The sequence below is a fragment of the Brevibacterium sp. LAARM2_SD2 genome, assembly GCF_057364785.1.
In genome coordinates this window covers 79,229-97,046 of the sequence record NZ_JBNFOM010000006.1, presented here as the reverse complement: position 1 = coordinate 97,046, position 17,818 = coordinate 79,229, and the positions used below count along the sequence as shown (strand labels likewise).

Annotated in this window: 16 protein-coding genes and 1 pseudogene; 11 read left to right on the top strand and 6 right to left on the bottom strand. The window is 63.1% G+C overall.

The annotated features are described in order from the left end of the window. The first annotated feature begins 14 nt into the window (after window positions 1-14). Window positions 15-1,037, top strand: coding sequence for a hypothetical protein (locus AC2W7K_RS05730; protein WP_486005844.1), 1,023 nt, complete (start codon window positions 15-17; stop codon window positions 1,035-1,037). 48 nt (window positions 1,038-1,085) lie between these two features. Here the strand turns inward: AC2W7K_RS05730 and AC2W7K_RS05725 are convergent, their stop codons facing one another. The 4 genes and pseudogenes from AC2W7K_RS05725 to AC2W7K_RS05710 form a co-directional block, all read right to left on the bottom strand. Further along, complete coding sequence (locus AC2W7K_RS05725) at window positions 1,086-2,594, bottom strand: glycosyltransferase (RefSeq protein ID WP_486005843.1); 1,509 nt, start codon at window positions 2,592-2,594, stop codon at window positions 1,086-1,088. Further along, on the bottom strand, window positions 2,591-2,971 hold the full coding sequence (locus AC2W7K_RS05720; RefSeq protein WP_486005871.1) for a UDP binding domain-containing protein: 381 nt from the start codon (window positions 2,969-2,971) through the stop codon (window positions 2,591-2,593). Before AC2W7K_RS05720 ends, AC2W7K_RS05725 begins: the two co-directional genes overlap by 4 nt. Window positions 2,972-3,034: 63 nt before the next feature. Beyond that, window positions 3,035-3,255: pseudogene (locus AC2W7K_RS05715) on the bottom strand (nucleotide sugar dehydrogenase); the annotation flags it as partial. Continuing rightward, window positions 3,204-3,851, bottom strand: a complete 648-nt coding sequence (locus tag AC2W7K_RS05710) for an NAD(P)-binding domain-containing protein (protein ID WP_486005842.1) — start codon at window positions 3,849-3,851, stop codon at window positions 3,204-3,206. The pseudogene AC2W7K_RS05715 and the gene AC2W7K_RS05710, both read right to left, overlap by 52 nt. On the opposite strand from AC2W7K_RS05710, the gene AC2W7K_RS05705 reads away from it, so the two are divergent. The 10 genes from AC2W7K_RS05705 (at window position 3,829) to AC2W7K_RS05660 (ending at window position 15,030) form a co-directional block, all read left to right on the top strand. Next, a complete protein-coding gene (locus AC2W7K_RS05705; protein ID WP_486005872.1) occupies window positions 3,829-3,969 on the top strand; it encodes a hypothetical protein in 141 nt (46 codons plus the stop codon). The two genes, AC2W7K_RS05710 and AC2W7K_RS05705, sit on opposite strands and share 23 nt — an antisense overlap. Before the next feature lie 315 nt (window positions 3,970-4,284). Beyond that, window positions 4,285-4,983, top strand: coding sequence for a nucleoside-diphosphate sugar epimerase/dehydratase (locus AC2W7K_RS05700; RefSeq protein WP_486005841.1), 699 nt, complete (start codon window positions 4,285-4,287; stop codon window positions 4,981-4,983). Between the two features lie 2 nt (window positions 4,984-4,985). Next, the gene (locus AC2W7K_RS05695) at window positions 4,986-6,188 is read left to right on the top strand and encodes a polysaccharide biosynthesis protein (protein ID WP_486005840.1); all 1,203 of its coding nucleotides are present in this window, start codon (window positions 4,986-4,988) and stop codon (window positions 6,186-6,188) included. Beyond that, window positions 6,185-7,222 carry an MraY family glycosyltransferase gene (locus AC2W7K_RS05690; protein WP_486005839.1) on the top strand — a complete coding sequence of 346 codons (1,038 nt, stop codon included), beginning with the start codon at window positions 6,185-6,187 and terminating at the stop codon, window positions 7,220-7,222. The genes AC2W7K_RS05695 and AC2W7K_RS05690 overlap by 4 nt, the downstream gene beginning before the upstream one ends. Then, a complete protein-coding gene (locus AC2W7K_RS05685) occupies window positions 7,219-8,487 on the top strand; it encodes a glycosyltransferase family 4 protein (RefSeq protein ID WP_486005838.1) in 1,269 nt (422 codons plus the stop codon). The genes AC2W7K_RS05690 and AC2W7K_RS05685 overlap by 4 nt, the downstream gene beginning before the upstream one ends. Further along, window positions 8,484-10,226, top strand: coding sequence for a glycosyltransferase family 4 protein (locus AC2W7K_RS05680; RefSeq protein ID WP_486005837.1), 1,743 nt, complete (start codon window positions 8,484-8,486; stop codon window positions 10,224-10,226). Before AC2W7K_RS05685 ends, AC2W7K_RS05680 begins: the two co-directional genes overlap by 4 nt. Next, a complete protein-coding gene (locus AC2W7K_RS05675; protein WP_486005836.1) occupies window positions 10,223-11,104 on the top strand; it encodes an ABC transporter permease in 882 nt (293 codons plus the stop codon). The genes AC2W7K_RS05680 and AC2W7K_RS05675 overlap by 4 nt, the downstream gene beginning before the upstream one ends. Further along, window positions 11,091-12,455: an ABC transporter ATP-binding protein gene (locus AC2W7K_RS05670; RefSeq protein WP_486005835.1), complete on the top strand. Its 1,365-nt coding sequence runs from the start codon at window positions 11,091-11,093 to the stop codon at window positions 12,453-12,455. Before AC2W7K_RS05675 ends, AC2W7K_RS05670 begins: the two co-directional genes overlap by 14 nt. Then, the gene (locus AC2W7K_RS05665) at window positions 12,452-13,426 is read left to right on the top strand and encodes a DUF6270 domain-containing protein (RefSeq protein WP_486005834.1); all 975 of its coding nucleotides are present in this window, start codon (window positions 12,452-12,454) and stop codon (window positions 13,424-13,426) included. Before AC2W7K_RS05670 ends, AC2W7K_RS05665 begins: the two co-directional genes overlap by 4 nt. Window positions 13,427-13,620: 194 nt before the next feature. Beyond that, window positions 13,621-15,030 (top strand): hypothetical protein, encoded by a 1,410-nt coding sequence (locus AC2W7K_RS05660; protein WP_486005833.1) that lies wholly within the window; start codon window positions 13,621-13,623, stop codon window positions 15,028-15,030. 70 nt (window positions 15,031-15,100) lie between these two features. On the opposite strand, the gene AC2W7K_RS05655 is transcribed toward AC2W7K_RS05660, so the two are convergent. Together AC2W7K_RS05655 and AC2W7K_RS05650 are read right to left on the bottom strand one after the other, a co-directional pair. Then, window positions 15,101-16,003, bottom strand: coding sequence for an LCP family protein (locus AC2W7K_RS05655; RefSeq protein ID WP_486005832.1), 903 nt, complete (start codon window positions 16,001-16,003; stop codon window positions 15,101-15,103). Window positions 16,004-16,275: 272 nt separating this feature from the next. Further along, the gene (locus AC2W7K_RS05650; protein ID WP_486005831.1) at window positions 16,276-17,811 is read right to left on the bottom strand and encodes a cation:dicarboxylate symporter family transporter; all 1,536 of its coding nucleotides are present in this window, start codon (window positions 17,809-17,811) and stop codon (window positions 16,276-16,278) included. Window positions 17,812-17,818: the final 7 nt, after the last annotated feature.

Sequence of the window (17,818 nt, the reverse complement as noted above, 5' to 3'; positions counted from 1 at the left end):
AAGTGACAGGATCCATGACCCGATACGACCGTTTTACTGACCCGAGTACGCACCCGCTTACAGCGGACCTCATCAGCCGCTTGGAGGCCGCCGAATCTCGTATCAGCGACCTCGTTGCCCGACTGAAGTCGCTAGAAGCGGCAACTGGCGACCTCAGGCCTCGCCCCGATGCCGACCTTGAGAAACTCAGCTCGTCCTATTCTGCTCGCATTGTCGCTACGGACGGTGAATTCTCCGCATTGCCGAAATCGATTCTCGACGACGACGTCATCATCCATCATCCCAAACGGCTGGGAATGAAGTTCTACGGGTTCGGTAGCATCCGGCGCCACGCGCCGCTCCACATCGTCTTCCATGGCGCAATGGTGAGCGGAACGTGGTTCCCGAGGTTTGAGCGGGTTCGATCCCTGCGCGACCAGGGTTTGTCCTTCTGTTCGATCGCCGATCCCACCATTCAGCTCGATCTCGGCCTCAAGTTGGGATGGTATGCAGGGCACGACGGACAGGATCCGATGGAGTGGATCGTCGAACTGGTCTCGCGCCTCGTCGCAGTGGCAGAGCCATCGCAACTCGTTTTCGTTGGCAGTTCTGGAGGCGGGTTCGCAGCGTTGCGCGCATCTCGGCATTTCCCCGATTCGCTCGCCTTCGTGTCCGACCCTCAAACTATCGTGCCCAACTACCATGATGCGCAGGTGGCACGGCTATTGCACGTCGGATTCGACGACATGAGCCCGGAGGCTGCGATGCAGGCACATGCAGATCGACTCACAGTCGTGAACGGCCTCGCTCAAGAAGGAGTCGACGATGGCTTCGTCTACTTCACTCAGCATAGGTGGGACAAGTTCCATATCGAGAACCATCTTAAGCCGTTTGCGGAGAGCCGTGGTCTGACCAGTGTCGATCACAGCGTCGAACACGGGAATTTCAAGCTGGAGATGATCGACAAGGGCAAGCACGGGCCGCTGACTCCCACTGAGTTTGACGTGCACCTCGAGAGTGCACGAGCCTGGCATCAGGCGCGAATCGCCGCTCGCTGACCAACTGACCCCGAGCGGACGTGGTTCGTCAGGACATTTGAGGCTGGTTCAGACGCCGGTTGGTCCTATGCGGTCGACGGAGTCAGTCCATTTCGACCTCTCGATGAATGAGTCCACAGCCTGCGCAGCTTCACTCGCGCCGTCGGCTTCATCGACCGCTGCCAGCCGGTCGACGATGGTGCACCGTCGACTATCGTCTGCCATCTCGTGTACTGCCGCGGTCACCTCCATCGGCGTCATCGCTACGGTAGCGAATCCCGCTTCGGCAGCTCCCTGCGCGCGCGCTTCCTGATCGTCAGTGACCGATGCCCGATTGGGAACGAGGATGCCCGGTGTACCGAGCGAAATCGATTCCTGGACGGAGTTGTATCCTGCGGCGGACACAGTGAACTCGAAGGCATTGAGGTACCTGGCGACAGGATACGCGGAGATCACCTCGGCACCTTCGGTGGACATGTCGTTGAACTCTGAGAGCGGGGATCGTACGATCACTGCTTGCCATGGTGCACCGAGGCTTGCGACTGCTCGGATTGCCGCCTGTCGGACCTCGCTGTGTTCGCCCAGAGTTCCGCCGCCCAGGTTGATGAGGACGTAGCGGCCGGCCGGGTCGAGACTGAGCTCCTCGAGCGCGGCCTCACGCCCAATGAGGTCGGAGCGGGAAGTAAGTGTGATCGGACCAGTGACGACGGGAGTGATCGATCCGCCGACGTCGACGGACTCCGGCACTGCGAAGTCGCCCGGCAGAATTACTTCGTCCGCGACAGATGCTGCATCGTGTCGTTGGACCGATCGAGCGTCGATCTCGGGTCTCCAGTTCCCTCTCTGCACCCAGACGAGGGTCACTCCCTGGTCGCGGCAGACATGTGTGAGTCCTTGGTAGACCCAAGTCCCGTCGAAGACGACGAGTCGAGGCCGGAGTTCGGAGACGAGCGAAGCGAAGTAGCGAGTGAATGCCTCGTTCCACCGTCGGGACGGAACGTCGGAGGCGTCCGCCGACGGAAAGTAGTGCACGGCGTCCCCGGTGTCCGCGAGTGAGCGATAGGCCCTGGACAAGGTGAGAAATTCGACGCGGGTATGTTCTTTGAGGTGTTGAGCGATCGCTCGTAGTCGAGTTACGTGCCCAAGGCCAGCCCCGTTGCTCGTCACAAAGAGCACATCGGTATCACCCCTGCTCACGGCGTCCGAGCCGACTGCTGCACGGGCAGCGAGTTGACCGATGCGGTCCTCAAGCCTCGATAGGGATTGTTCAATGGCATATTCGTGGCGAGACTCCTTAGCTCGCTCAGCCTCGATCGACTCAAGGACCCGATTCGTACGGTCGAGTTCGCGGGCATCGTGAGCGCGTAGTTCGGAACGGACTTGATTCACAGTGTTTCGGTCCGACTTGTCACCGTGGACCGTGAGCACCACGAGAGCAGCCCACCCTAGCCCGAGAAGAGCTACGCTGAGCGCAGTGCGAACAGCGCCATCAAATGGCAACGCCACGGCGACCAGACCGATGCTGCCGATACCGACACCAACCACTTTTAGGATTTTGCGCGCCACCCCACGGTTCATAGTCGTACTGCAGGCTTCGGTGCTGCGCCGCGAGTATCAAGCATGATCTTTGCCTCATCAGCGAGACTGGCGAGATTGTATGTGTCGTGGGCCTGAAGGACGACGACGATATCGGCGTCGACGACCGCCCGATCGAGATCGTCCTCACGGGCTACGTCGCCACTCTCGAGTCGCCACGTGTCAACCATGGGATCGTGGAATTGGATGTTTGCTCCGCGTTCAAGGAGGAGATCGGCGACAGGCTTGGCAGGTGATTCCCTTTGATCGGCGATATCGGCCTTGTATGTGACTCCGAGCAACAAAACATCGGAACCATTGAGCGGTTTGCGATGCTCGTTGAGGAGTTCAGCGACTCGGTCCACAACATATCGAGGCATAGAGTTGTTGATTTCTTGGGCTAGCTCGACGAATCGGAACGGATAGCCCAGCTGATTGCGGACCTCGTAAGAAAGATAGTTGGGGTCGATCGGAATGCAGTGTCCACCTACACCGGGCCCGGGGTGAACTTCATGAATCCAAAGGGCTTCGTTGCGGCTCCGCGGATAACCTCCCAAATATCGATCTCCAGTTCATTGCAGAACTTCGTCATCTCATTGACGAGAGCGATATTTACGTGGCGAAAGGTGTTCTCGAGCAACTTCGCCGTCTCTGCCTCGCGCATACCGGACATCGGGACGGGATCATCAACGAAAGTGCGATAAAAAGCGACCGCTGCCTGCGTCGATGCGTCATCAATGCCGCCCATGAGCTTCGGGGTATTCTTGATCCCGTACTTCTTGGAGCCGGGATCGACGCGTTCGGGAGAATATGCGAGCTGGAAGTCTTGGCCGGCAACCAATCCTGACCGAGCTCGAGAATTGGCTTGACGACGTTGTGAGTCGTTCCAGGGTACGTTGTCGACTCGAGGATAACCGTCGTCCCGCTGGCGAGATTGTCTCCGATTGTGCGGCTGGCTCCTTTGACTGCTCCGAGATCTGGACTGCCTCCGTCCCCGAGCGGAGTCGGAACGCAAATCACGACTACATCTGACTCAGACACTACCGAGGGGTCTGTCGTTGCCCGGTAGCCAAGATCCAGCATCTCCTGAATCTCCGCATCCGAGAGATCGTCCACATGAGATTGACCTTCATTGAGCGCCGCAACAAGCGACTCCGTCACATCGAGACCGTGAACAGTCCAGCCGTTGCGGACTGCAGCCTGGGCTAACGGTAAGCCGACGTATCCTTGGCCGACGATGGTGACGATCTGCCGTGTCATCTGGTATCTCCTCGGTGATGAAGTCTGTGGAGTTCGGGTGTTTGCGGCAACGATGATTTCGTTGGTTTCCGCGATTCTTCTCCATCGTAGCCTGCGCGACGGCAAGGTCATGGTGTGAGCTGCCAACGCGGCAATAGGCCATCGCTTTCACGCCAGGAGCTCGACGGTTCAGGTGTGGCTTCGGGCTATCGCTCTGACTGTTCCTCAGTCAACGGTCCGCAATAGTACAATTGCGGAGGTGTCACCGCTCAGCGCTATACTGCTGGGTCTCTCCGGTGAGCTGAGCCGAAGTTGTGCGTAGTACTCGAGTGAAGTGAGGACAGTGGGACCAGTTGGTGAGCGTGCCCTCTCGCGCACTAGGCCGGCCAGAAGCGCAATCGCGCTGATTCTGTCCGCGAAAGACGGAATAGTCTACGCATTGCTGGTCTGCTTGATGACTCTGCTCCGTTACGACTTCCGCATTGAAAGCATCAATGTCGCTGGCATGCTCACTTGTGCAGCGTTAGCGCTTGCAGTTTTCCTTGTTTGCGGACCGCTCGCTATCTATCGCGGCCGCTATCACAGTGGGTCACCCGACCAGTTCGCCGCAGTTGCGGGAACCGTCGCCTTGGGTGTGGGCTTAATGTGGGTCGCTGAATTCACTTTCAGTGAGCGTCTCCTTATTCCGACCAGTGTTCCGATCGCGGCCGGCACAGCCATGATCGTAGTCAAGAGCCTTGAGAACTGGGCGAAGCGAAACCTTCGTCAGCGCTCTCGGACGGCGTCGCGATCATCTCGGTCCACACTTGTTATCGGGGCAGGCAAACATGGCATGCTCGCCCTGGACATGATGGGCGAGGACTCAAGGGCCGAATTCACTGCAGTTGGCCTCCTTGACGATGATCCAAGTAAACGTCACTTGCGTTACAACGGCATACGGGTTCTTGGTCCGATTTCTTCAGTCGCTGAGCAGGTTGAACGGACAGGCGCGTCCGTCGTTGTGATTGCGATACCAGCTCTCGCACCGGAAGCCTTGCACAAGATTGCAGGCGCACTCAACGACGGCCGGTTGAACTCAAGGTGCTGCCGAGCATCGCCCAGGCCGACTTTTCCAGTTCCGACTCAATCAGTCGGGGTGAGCTTGACACTGTAGCGTTGGCCAACCTTCGACATCGGAACTTTCGGGATGTCAACTTGGAGGACCTGATCGGGCGGAAGCCGATTTCTACGAGGCTAGACGAGATTGCGTCCACAATCTCTGGCCGGACAATTCTCGTCACCGGGGCCGGCGGCTCGATCGGGTCGCAGTTGTGCCGACAGGTGGCACGGTTCTCTCCGGCACGACTGGTGATGACCGACCGTGACGAATCCGGTCTCCACGCGACCCAGCTCGGGCTCGAAGGTTCTGCCCTGCTGACCAACGACGATTTGGTGCTCGGTGATCTGCGGGATACGGCATTCATCGACGCCCTCATCGCCGACGTCAAGCCGGACATCATCTTCCATGCCGCGGCCCTCAAACATCTGACGTTCCTCGAGCGATTCCCCGAGGAAGCCATTCGCACCAATGTCGGCGCGAGCCTGGATCTGCTCAACGCCTCTCTCGCCAATGACGTCGAATCCTTCGTTCACATCTCCACCGACAAGGCCGCGAATGCGATGTCGGTCCTCGGGCGGACGAAATTCTCGATCGAACGCGCCATCGCCTCGGTGGCGGCCGAATCGGGGCGCCGCTACATGTCGGTGCGATTCGGCAACGTCCTCGGCTCGCGCGGATCGGTCCTTGAGACCTTCGTCGCCCAGGTCGCTGCCGGCGATCCGGTGACCGTGACCGATCCGGACGTGACGCGCTACTTCATGACGGCAGACGAAGCGTGCGAACTGGTGCTCCAGGCCGCAGCGATCGGCCAACCGGGCGAGACACTCGTCCTCGACATGGGTGTGCCCATCAAGATCGACGATCTCGCTCGTCGCGTGATCGCACTGAGCGGACGCTCGGACGCTCAGATCGTCTACACAGGTCTCCGTCCGGGGGAGAAGCTCACCGAGTCCCTGCTCTCGCCCGGTGAGGAAGACAACCGCCCGGTTCACCCGCTGATCACGCAGGTGCGGATCGTCCCCGTCGAGATCTCCGCCTTGCGCGACCTGGTGACCCACGCACGAGACGCCAGTGCCTACCGCAGGCGCGACGATCTCGCTTCCGACCTCGAGGCCATCCTCGACAGCTCTGACCCGGGCGGCGACCGCACGCTCGCAGCCGGCAGCTTGGATTCGGCCGCGCCCGCGAAGTCGCTGACCGGCACCGCGGCGAACCCCTCACCCGACAACGGCACAGGTGCGGGGGACGCGAGCAGATGACTGTGCTGCCTGTTGTTGTCCTCATCGTCGCGGCAACAACGACGATCGGCACTGCCTTGGCGGTCTTCCCTCTGCTCCGCCGCGCGGGAGTCGTCGATGTGCCATCCCATCGTTCCTCACACACCGAGGTGACGGTGCGCGGTGGTGGAATCGCGATCGGCTGCGGGGTCACCATTGCGACGATCGTCGCCACCGTCTGGAACATTCTCGAGAACGGCGCGTTCGGCCTCGGAGGCATTCTCATGTCCGTCGGCTTCCTCGTCCTCACGTGGTGCTATTCGGTCATCGGCATGAGCGATGACCTCGATTCGCTCCAACCCGTCGCCCGCCTGATCGGGCAGGTTGCACTGGCCCTGATCTTCAGCGGCTGCATCGCTCTGGTCTCGGAACACGGGATCTCCCAGGTGATCGTCTTCGCCGTCATCGGCGTGACCCTGGTCAATGCCGTGAATTTCGTCGACGGGCTCAACGGCTACGTCACCGGTTGGGCGATCGTCACCGGGGCCTGGTACGCCTTCGTCGCGTCCTGGACCGGGCAGGACGACGTCATGATCCTCGCCCTGGCGATGACCGGGTCCGCATGCGGCTTCCTGCCCTTCAACGTCGGGAAGGCGCGAGCATTCCTCGGCGACACCGGAAGCTACGGGATCGGAGCCGCAGTCTTCGCTCTCGCCGTCTGGCTCTTCGTCTCGGGCGTGCCGATCGTCGTCGTCATCGCCCCGCTCGTCTTCGTGCTCTTCGACGTCGGCTCCACGATCGTGTGGCGGCTGTTCCAGGGAGAGAACATCCTTCTGGCCCACCGCAAGCACATCTATCAGCGGATTCAGCAGGCGGGATGGTCCCACGGGGCGGTGTCGCTCTTCCACGCCGCGCTCACCGTGCTGGCCTGTGTGCTCGCAGTTCCGACCCTCATCTCCGGGAACACGGCGTCGACCTATCCGGCCCACGTGTTCTGGGTGGGACTGCTTGCGCTCTACGCACTCGTTCCGCTGTGGCTGCGACGACGCGATACGGTGCGGGTGGCGCCGGCATGAGGATACTCCTGCTCTCGCACTACTACTGGCCGGAGGTCGGAGCACCGCAGCGTCGGTGGAGCACTATGGTCGGTCATCTCATCGCCAGAGGCCATGAGATCGTCGTCGCCGCTCCGCATCCCCACTATCCCTACACCCGGCGTGACGAATTCTTCGGGTCGTCGGTCGGGCACCGGCGAACCCGTGTCCGAGCCCGTCTGGGCGGCAGCTGGGACACCGGTGAATTCGGGGAGCGGATCATCCGCGTGCCCTATCTCCACAGCGGAACATCGATGGCCCGGCAGCTGCTCGATCAGGCCGTTGCCGCGACTGGGGCGATCAGCGCTTCGCTGCGCACCATGGCCGGAGCACATCGCCCAGACGTCATCATCTCGACGACACCGGCGCTGCCGACGCTGCTGGCCGGGGACTTCGTGTCCCGGCTTCTCCGGGTGCCCCATATCGCCGAGGTGCGTGATGCGTGGCCGGATCTCATTCACGAATTGTCCCTGGTGACGAATGCGACGGGACGGTTCCTCCCGACGACGCTGACCGGGAGGCTCGAAGATAACGTGCTGCCCGGATACCTCACTCGTGCACAGCGACGGGCCGCGGCCGTCGTCGTGACCACCGAGAGCTTCGCCCGCCGACTGCGCGAGCGGGGGATCAACGCGACGGTGGTGCGCAGCGGGGTGAGTCGAGCGGAGATCGATTCCGGCACCTTCGACATCTCTGAACGGCTGCCGGGCCGCGATCGTGTGAATCTCCTTTACGTCGGCACCGTCGGCCGGTCGCAGGATCTGGGATCCGCCATTCGCGCCTCGGCGCTGGTGCCCGGCGTCCGCTTGCGGATCGTTGGCGACGGCGCGGACAAGGCCACCCTCGTCGCGCTCACTGAGGAGATCGGTGCCCCGGCGGACTTCTTCCCGCAGACGACGGGCCCCGAACTGGCCGCGCATTGGGAGTGGGCGGACGCCGGCCTCGTCAGCCTCGGCGACGTTCCAGCACACACCCGCACCGTGCCGTCGAAGCTCTATTCGCTCATGGTGCGCGGCGTCCCCGTGCTCGGCATTGTCGCCGGCGAGGCGGCGGAGATCATCACGGTCAACGGTGCCGGAACTGTCGCGCATCCCGGTGACGTGGCTTCGATCGCCGAGGCGATGCGGCTCTTCTCCGCATCCGTCGTCGAACCGAGCCACCGCGCACGTCAGTGGGCGATCGACCACGCCTCGGTCGAGATCATGGGCCGTGCCTACGAGGCTCTGTTGGAGGATGTGTGTCGGTGAATCCGCTCTTTCTCGGCCGCCAGATCGTCAATGCGATCGCCACGACCTCGGCTCATGTGCGTGAGGACAGGGTCTTCTTCGGCATGCAACTCGCCCGGCGTCTGCCCTCCGCGGCATCGCGAACGGTCGGTCGGCTGCTCAATCGTCTGCCCGGCCCTGCGTCGCGCACGGCCGCGGCCTGGCTGCTCGGACAGGAGTCTCACGCCCGCGAACTCGTCTGCGAGTACGAAGAGGCTCGGCCCTCGCGTCTGCTCGGCGAGATCGCGCTCAACCTCGGACAGCTCGAGTCGGCCGCGCGGATAGCGGAGCACATCGCCAACGGCTCGTCACTGCGCTCACGCATCCTCTGGAGTGATGGGCACATCGATGATGCGATCTCAGCCGTTTCCAAGGGTGGCAGGCGCCGGCGTCTCGTCGCGGAGAAGCAGTCCCTGGAGCCCGGTTGGTGGCCGGAGGTCTCCAACGGTGCACTGCCGGACCGTGATCTGAGCGGTCACGGCTCCGCGCTCCCGACGTCGCTGCACGTGCTGACGAACTCCCTGCCGCACACACGCTCGGGCTATGCCTACCGCAGCCACCTCATTCTCAGGACCCTGCGGGATGCCGGTCATTCCGTCGTGGCCGCGACCCGTCCGTCGTACCCGATGACGATCGGCCGGCTCAGTCCGACTCCCGTCGAGTCTGTGGACGGAGTCGACTATCTCCGCCACGTCCCGCTGCTGCCGACGGACACACCCACGGCGCGGCTGAGTCAACAGGCGAGTTGGATCGCCGGACAAGTCGCCGAACGCGGGGTCGATGTCCTGCACACCACCACGCATTACGCCAACGGGCTGGCTACCGGTGCCGCAGCGCGAGCCACGGGCATTCCCTGGGTCTACGAAGTCAGGGGAGTGCTCGAAGAGACCTGGGCAGCCGCCGGCGGCGGAGGCGCGGCGCGCGCGGCCCGCCGCGCCAGCCAGCGCTTCGCCATGATGCGGGAGAAGGAGATCGAGGTCGCCCGCGCCGCCGATGCCGTCATCACATTGGGGGAGACCATGCGCGAGCACCTCATCGCCAATGGCGTTCCCGCGGACGCGATCACCCTGATCCCCAACTCGGTTTCGGAGGCTGTGGTCGGTGCCGACGTCACACGGTCTCCCGCAAAGGTGAGAGCCGAACTCGGCTTGCCCACCGACGGCATCTGGGTCGGAACAGCAGCCTCAATCGTCGGTTACGAAGGTCTCGACGACCTCGTCGATGCGGTGATCATCGCCCGGGATCAAGGAGTCGATCTTCGGCTCCTCATCGCCGGGGACGGTGTCGCGCTTCCCGCCCTGCGCGAACGGGCCGCTGTGCTCGGGGACAACGCCGTGTTCACAGGCCGCGTGTCACAGACCGCTGCGATCGAATATCAGCTGGCCCTCGATGCTATCGTCGTTCCGCGGAAGAACGAACCGGTGTGCCGACTCGTCACGCCGATCAAACCCGTCGAAGCAATGGGTCTGGCCCGACCCGTCGTCATCTCCGACCTCCCGGCTCTGAGAGAATTGGTACCGGCAGACGCTGGGCTGTGGACGGAACCGGAGAACCCGCAGCGCCTGGCCGCCGTGCTGGCCGAGCTCGCTCTCGACGCCACGGCAAGGGAGAGCTTCGGAAATAATGGTCGGGAGTATGTGTTGTCATCGAGGCGATGGAAGGACATCGGTCAGCGCTATGGTGAGGTCTATTCTCGACTCGTGGGAGTGGAGTCGACGTGAGTGATACGCGGAATCCGCTGGGGCTGACGTCCATCCCTTCGGTCTCGAGTGAAGGCCTTGTCCCGGTCGGCAAGAGGACCAGCCTGCGCAGCTACCTGTCGAGCCTGTGGGACAGGCGGCACTTCATCATCGCCGAATCGCGGGCGAAGATGTCCGGATCGACGCGGAAGAACCTCCTGGGCTACGGATGGATGTTCCTCAACCCGCTGCTGTCTGTGCTCGCCTTTTGGTTCATATTCGGGTTTATCCTCGATTCTTCACGTGGCATCGAGAACTTCATCGGCTACCTTGTGATCGGCGTGTTCTTTTTCCAGTACACGGGAAAATGCATGACGGGTGGTACCTCGTCGATCCGTGCTGGGGCGTCGATGATCAAGGGCTTCCAGTTTCCCCGCGCCGCCCTCCCGATCTCGACGGTGCTCCGTAACTTCTTCGACTTCATTCCCAGCCTCGCCGTCATGGTCGTCCTTCTCGCGGTTATCCCTCCGCCAGAGGTGATCACGTGGCGGGTCGTCCTCATTCTGCCGATCATCGCTCTTCAGACGATTTTCAATGTAGGGCTTGCCTGTCTTCTCTCACGGATAGGACACCGGATACCCGACCTAGGCAACCTCATGTCGATCCTCAGCAGATTCTGGCTCTACGGATCAGGAGTCTTCTTTTCCATCGAGGACCGTTTGGGTCAGCACCCTGAACTTCTTGCAGCCATGCAGTTCAATCCAATGCATTCGTTCCTTATGCTCGCTCGAAACTCATTGCTTTATGGCGTGGACTCGCCCCTTTGGATGTGGTTAGTGGCAATCATCTGGTCTTTCGGTCTTCTCGTCTTCGGATTCCTCTACTTCTGGCGAGGGGAGGAGAGCTATGGCCGACTCTGAGATCGACGCGCCGACAATCGTCGCCGAGAATGTCCAGGTACGGTACACGGTGCGGACAAACGACCCCTCGCGGAGGTCCCGCGGGCTCGGACGGCTAAGGCGTGTTCTCTCCGGGGCCAACGGATCTACCACCGTTCGTGCTCTGCGCGGCGTCAATCTTGTCGCCCGAGAAGGTGAGATGGTTGGCATTGTAGGTGCCAACGGGTCCGGAAAGTCGACGCTTCTCCGTAATATCGCCGGCGTCGAACAGCCGGACCGCGGTCGTGTTCTCGTCCGCTACCAGCCGCTTCTCCTAGGCGTTAGCGCGGCCCTCCAACCTGCGCTCTCCGGCAGCGAGAACGTTCGGCTCGGTTGCCTTGCAATGGGATTGACTCCCGAGGAAGCCGCAGATGCCCATGACTACGTCGTCGGTCTCTCCGCACTCGGACAGGCGATCCACCGACCGATGGGAACGTATTCCTCTGGCATGGGTGCACGTTTGCGCTTTGCGATTGCGCTCGCAGCCCGGCCCAAGATTCTTCTTATTGACGAAGCTCTTTCGACCGGTGATGCCACCTTTGCCGAACGCAGCGAACGAGCAATGGACGAATTGCTCGCCGAAGCCGGCACGGTGCTACTTGTCAACCATGCAGCAAAAGTGATTCAGGAACTGTGCACTCGCGCTGTGTGGATGCACAAAGGCGAAGTCCTTATGAACGGACCCGCAGAGAGCGTTGCGGAGCGCTATCGCTGGTGGGCATGGAACGTGGCGAAGGGCAAGGAAGACACTGCTGACAAGCTACTCGCTGATGTGATGAGCAGTGCGCGCCAGGAGGAGATCAATATCCTCGAGCCGGAGATGGTTCGCAATCCGATTCCGCGACACGCGGCTCGATCAGGCAAAAAGAAGAAATTTGCCGCTCGCCATGTGAAGCGGCGCGAAGAAGTGAGCGAAATCGAGGAAGAACCTATGCCAGAGCTTGCGGCTGCCGAGCCTCAGGCGTGGCCCAAGGAGCTCGCGGCACCTACATCGACCGCAACGTTCCCGGTGCTGCCTAAACCTGCAGCCGAGGCGGTCGGCTCCGGGCACTGGAGCGATGGGCCGCCGCCACTGCGACTCCACCCGGGTGACAAGAGAGTAATTCTCCGTGCAGCAGACCCCAACGACCGTGCTTCATCAGTGGCGGCTTCCGGTGATCTCACTGGTCAGAGACTCGCCTCGAAGGTCCGCTTGATTGCGGATCAGCGGTACGCCGATCGGATGCGCAAAAGGCGGGCTTCTGGTGAAGCTCCAAGTGCCCCTGAATCCGGGCCGCGCGACCTTGCGGAGCCGCGACGTCTGTCGGAGGCGCAAGAGGACGCTCGACCATGAACATCGCGATATTCGGATCATGTGTCAGTCGTGACACATGCGAGTTCATGCCCGAGGCCAATGTGGTTGTCTACGTGGCTCGTCAGTCGGTGAAAAGCCTGCAGAGCCCTCACGGTACGGGTGACGTTGACCTCAGCGAGCTGACGTCTTCGTTCCAAGAGCGTATGGTCACCGGCGATCTTGAGGGCAACGGGGTCCGACGCATCATCGAGCAATCGGGTGACCTCGATGTCATCCTCGTCGATCTCATCGACGAACGTCGTGGCTATTGGCAGTTCCCGGATGGTTCGTCGATGACGAATTCGATCGAGGTCGAGCTATCCGGAGCAGGGCGGGCAGCTCGTCGGGCGGGCGCTCGTCTCGTCGAATTCGGGTCAGACGAGCACTTCGAAGCGTGGCGTGATGGGTTCGAGCTGCTCATTAAACAACTCAGTGATTCCGGCCTCACTGAGAAGGTCGTGCTCGTCGACGTCGAGTGGGCGGCGGCTCTCTCGGGCGCTCCGCAGCCGCGGGGCGATATCGCAAGCATGCTGAGTCGTCACAGCCGACGTCTGCGACGGGCGCCCGTGAAGCTGGCCGAAGGCTCTCAACAGGTGCTTCGGTCGCAGAGGCCTGGCAGCGATTCTCCTCAGTGCGCCCGACGGAAGCTGAGGAGTTCGCTGACCGAGCTCGGGAAGCCAACGAGAAATTCATGCGATACCGCGAGTTCGCGAAGTCGCACATTGCGGAGGCGATCACTCGAACAAGCAGTGAATTGCGCATCAGCAAAGATCACAAGTGGGGTCCTCAGCCGTTCCATTTCAGGGACGAAGATTATGTCTCTTTGGTCGACAGCATTCGCGATTTCGCCGCAAAGAGCAGTCAGTGATGATTACGGACAGTTGATCGGGCGTGCAGGGGAATCGCCTACCATAGCCCTGACGGCTCTCGCAGGCTGTCGGAGTTCGCTGCCGAACAGACTGCAGGAGTGACGATTGTGAAAGGTACGGTGTCGATCGTTGCCGCGATAGCAGCGACATTGGCGATCTCGGGGTGTTCGGTCATCCCTTCGTCGCGTGACTCTTCGGACTGGTCGCCGACCCAGTCGGCCGCTCCTTCTGCCGCGCCGTCGACGTTCGTTCAGCAATTCAACTCTCGCTCCGCTGGCGTCGCGGGGACGATAGGGGTGACCGGCGACCGGGCAGATCGATCATTCAGCCCCGCCAACCTCGGCATCTCGTTCGAAGCGACGGACCTCGCCGATCCGCGGCTCGACCCCGGTGCCTCGAACCTCGATGATCTGCTCAACTCGATCGGGTCACCGGCACTGCGTTTCGGCGGCAACGGGCTCGATCGTCGGACATTCTGGACCTCGACAGGGGAGCGGCCGCCCAAAGCCGAACAGGTGGCCGTCACCCCCGACGACCTCCGCCGTCTCAAGAAGCTCCTCGACCGCACCGGCTCGACGGTCACCATCGGCATTCCGCTCGGCACCTACGACCCGGAACGCGGAGCCGACATGGCCGTCAATGCGATCGACATCCTCGGCGATTCCCTGGTCGGTCTCGCCATCGGCAACGAACCGAACGGATACACCGTCAAGGACGTCCCAAACGGCGCGGTCCGCGGAGACGACTGGAATCGCACCGAATACGTCACTCAGCTCGAAGCCTATGCCGACGCCATCCACGCCCAGCGGCCCGATGCCCCCATCATCGGCCCCGACGCCTACGACGGCGCCTGGATGGACGCCTTCCTCAACTCCGACGTGAGCAACAAGACCGCGCTCTCCCAGCACTGGTACCAGCTCTACGAATGTGACTCGACCCAGATCCCCGGGCGGGGACCCTTCGCCGAGAACCTCGTCGATCCGCTCGCCAAACAGGCCGCGAAGGACAACATCGAGATCGGCCTCGCCAAAGCCGACGCCGCCGGACTGCCTCTCTGGATGGAGGAGACCGGCCCGACGAGCTGCGCCGGCACCAACGACACCTCGCTGACCAACGCCGTCTCCCTCTGGGCCGCTGACTACACCCTCTACGCCGCCTCACTCGGCGTCGAACGCATGGCGATGCACTCGATGCTCGGAGCCTGCAGCGGTGGCGCACCGATGTCGCTCGTCTGCGACCCCGCCGACCTCGGTCAGACCTCGAACACTTTCGAGGGCCGACCCCAGTTCGCCGCGCTCCGCCTCCTCGTCCCCAGCATCGGAGGCACGTTCACGACGACATCCGTCGACGGAGGCAACGACATGAGCGCCTACACCGTGAGCAAGGACGACGGTCGGACCCTCGTGACGACGATCATCAACGCCAACGACGCTGCCGCCATCAGCGCCAACCCCGTCACGCTCGAGATCCCCGACGGATACTCCGTCGACAAGGCCTCACAGATCTACGGGCCATCGAACGACGCGAAGAGCGCCACCTCGGTGATCCCGACCAGCCCGCTGCCCGACGATGTTCCCTACAGTGGTCCGACACCGACCACCGATCCCAGCGACGGCACAGCGGACGCTGGGGAGAGCACCGACAACGACCTGCGGATCGACCTCGCGGCGAGCTCGGCCACCGTGTTCATCATGACGAAGGACTGACCGCGGCCGGAGCGGGTGCGAATGGGAGAACCGCGTTCACAGTAGGCGCGATCGGGGCAGTTCGCGCCGCTCAGTACCCCAGTGACGCGAGGTAGTGGAGGAACTCCTTGAGATCCGTTCCAGCCAGGGCCTGGCGCAGGGCCGGAACCGCCTCGGCGTCGAAGGTCACCTGCACGGTCCCATCGTCGAGGCGCTCCGACTTCGACGGCACGGTCACCGTGACGACATCATCCTGGGGGATCTGCCGGATCGCATTCGCCACCTTGCCGAGCTCGACCGTCGTCAGCCCCGCATCGGTGAGCACCCCGGCAGACACCGTCCCGAGCACCGTCGTCAGCTTCGCCGGATCCTTGACCAGCCCACCCTGCCGCAGTGCCTGAACGAGTGCCCGCAGAAGTGCGCGCTGATTCCGGGTGCGCGTCTGTCCGGCATCGTCGACCGCCTCGGCGGCGGCGAACGACATCGCCGAGGCACCGTCGAGGGTGTTCGTGCCCTCGGTGAATGTCGCGTCCCCGGCACTGAACGCCGACCGGCTGTAGACCGCGACGGACCCGAGCTCATCGATGACCCCGGCCAGCGCCGTCGCTGTGAGCTCGATGATGTGGTCGATGCGGATGCCGAGGACCTCCTCGGCGATCGCGACGAACACCGGCCACCCGCCCTCGTCGACGAGAGCGGCCAGCGTCAGCCCCGATTCGACCTGGACGGCGGGATTGAGGACGAGGATCGCCGCTATGTCACCGGCGGCGGCGACATGGATGATCGCGAACGTGTCGCCCTGGCTCGTGGTCGCATCATCGGTCGTGATCCGCACGGCGATCGTCTGCGCCTCCGAGGCGACCGGGCGGATGTCGGCAGGCGGGAAGGCGCGGTCGTCGGTGTACTTGCGGGCGGCGTCGTCGAACTCGCTGCGAGCCTTGTTGAGTCCGCCGAGCGACCCGAGCGCCGACGCCACCGTCTTGAGCTTGACCATTGCGCTGCCTCTTCCTCTGTCACGTCTGCCGATTCGCCTGCCTCACCCCGCGCCGGCGGGCATCGCGGCCACCGACGTCAGCACCCGCGCCACTGCAGGTGAGAGGTTCACAGGGTCTTCTCAAACTCTATCGCCAATGGTCGTCCGGCTCCATCTCCCCACACCCCGGAGAGTCCGCGAATCCGGAGGAGAAGAGACTCGGGGCGGGTGCTCGCGCTGCACCCGCCCCGAGAGTTCATCGGCTGTTCGGTCTCACGCCGAACAGCAGTCCGTCACGCCCGCGACATGGCCGCGGACCGGTCGGTCGCCTCGGCGCCGGGGGCCGCCTCAGCACCCGCAGGGGAACCCGCACCTGCGCTCACCGAGGAATCAGCAGCGGAACCCGCGCGGGCAACGGAACCGGCACCCGAGCCGGAACCTGCACCCGCGTCACCCGCGTTATCCGCCACCGGGTGACCGTGGTTCTCCGGGTCGAGGCTGAGCTCATCGAACGGGCTCGCGCCGTTGAGCGCCGCCCGGGCCTGGGTGAGGTCGATCTCCTTCGTCCACTTGCCGATGAGCAGGGTCGCCACGGCATTGCCGGTGAAGTTCGTCAGGGCACGGGCCTCGGACATGAACTTGTCGATGCCGACGATGACGCCCATGCCGTCGAGCAGCTCGGGCCGGTGCGCCTGGAGGCCGGCGGCCAGCGTCGCGAGCCCCGCTCCGGTGACACCGGCGGCGCCCTTCGAGGCGATGATCATGAACACGAGCAGCGAGATCTGCTGGCCGAGGTCCATCGGCATGCCCATCGCCGTGGAGACGAAGAGCGCGGCCATCGTCAGGTAGATCGCGGTGCCGTCGAGGTTGAACGAGTACCCGGTGGGCACGGTGATCCCGACGACCGGCTTCGACACGCCCGCGTGCTCCATCTTCGCGAGCAGACGCGGCAGCGCGGACTCCGACGACGAGGTCGAGAAGATGAGCAGGTACTCCCGGGCCAGGTACTTCATGAGCTTGAAGATGTTGAGCCCGGTGACGATCTTGAGCAGCCCGCCGAGGACGATGACGATGAAGAGCGCACACGTGAGGTAGAAGGCGCCCATGAGCACGGCCATCGACCCGATCGCGGCCCATCCGGTGGCGCCGACGACCGCGGCGATCGCACCGAACGCGCCGATCGGGGCGACCCACATGATCATCATCATGATCTTGAAGACGACGGCTTGGATGTGGCGGATGCCGGTGATGACCGGTTCGCCGGCCTTGCCCATCGACTGGAGCGCGAACCCGACGAGGAGTGCGAGGACGAGGGTCGGCAGGACGGGGATGTCACCGGGGATGAGGCTGAGGAGGAACGCGACGGTGGCATTCGACTCCCCGCCCGCGGCATCCTCGTAGGGCCGGAGCTGCAGGCCGTCACCGGGGTGGATGAGGTTGCCGACGACGAGTCCGATGATGAGGGCGAAGGTCGCCATGCAGAGGAAGTAGATCATCGCGAGACCGCCGACCTTGCCGACCGTCGCGGCTTTCGCCACCGACCCGACGCCGAGGACGATCGTGCAGAAGATGATCGGGGCGATGATCATCTTGATGAGCGCGACGAACGCGGTGCCCAGCGGTTTGAGCGCGATGCCCACCTCAGGGGCGATGAGGCCGATCGCGGCACCGGCGAACACGGCGGTGATGACCATGATGTAGAGCCAGTGGGTGCGGTCCTTCTTCTTCGCAGGGGCCTGCCCGGTAGCGTCGTGGGCGGTGGCGCCGGCGGGAGCGGTCCCTGCGGGTCCCTGGTGGGCCCCGGTCGGTGTGGTGTTCTCAGGCGGCATTGCCTTC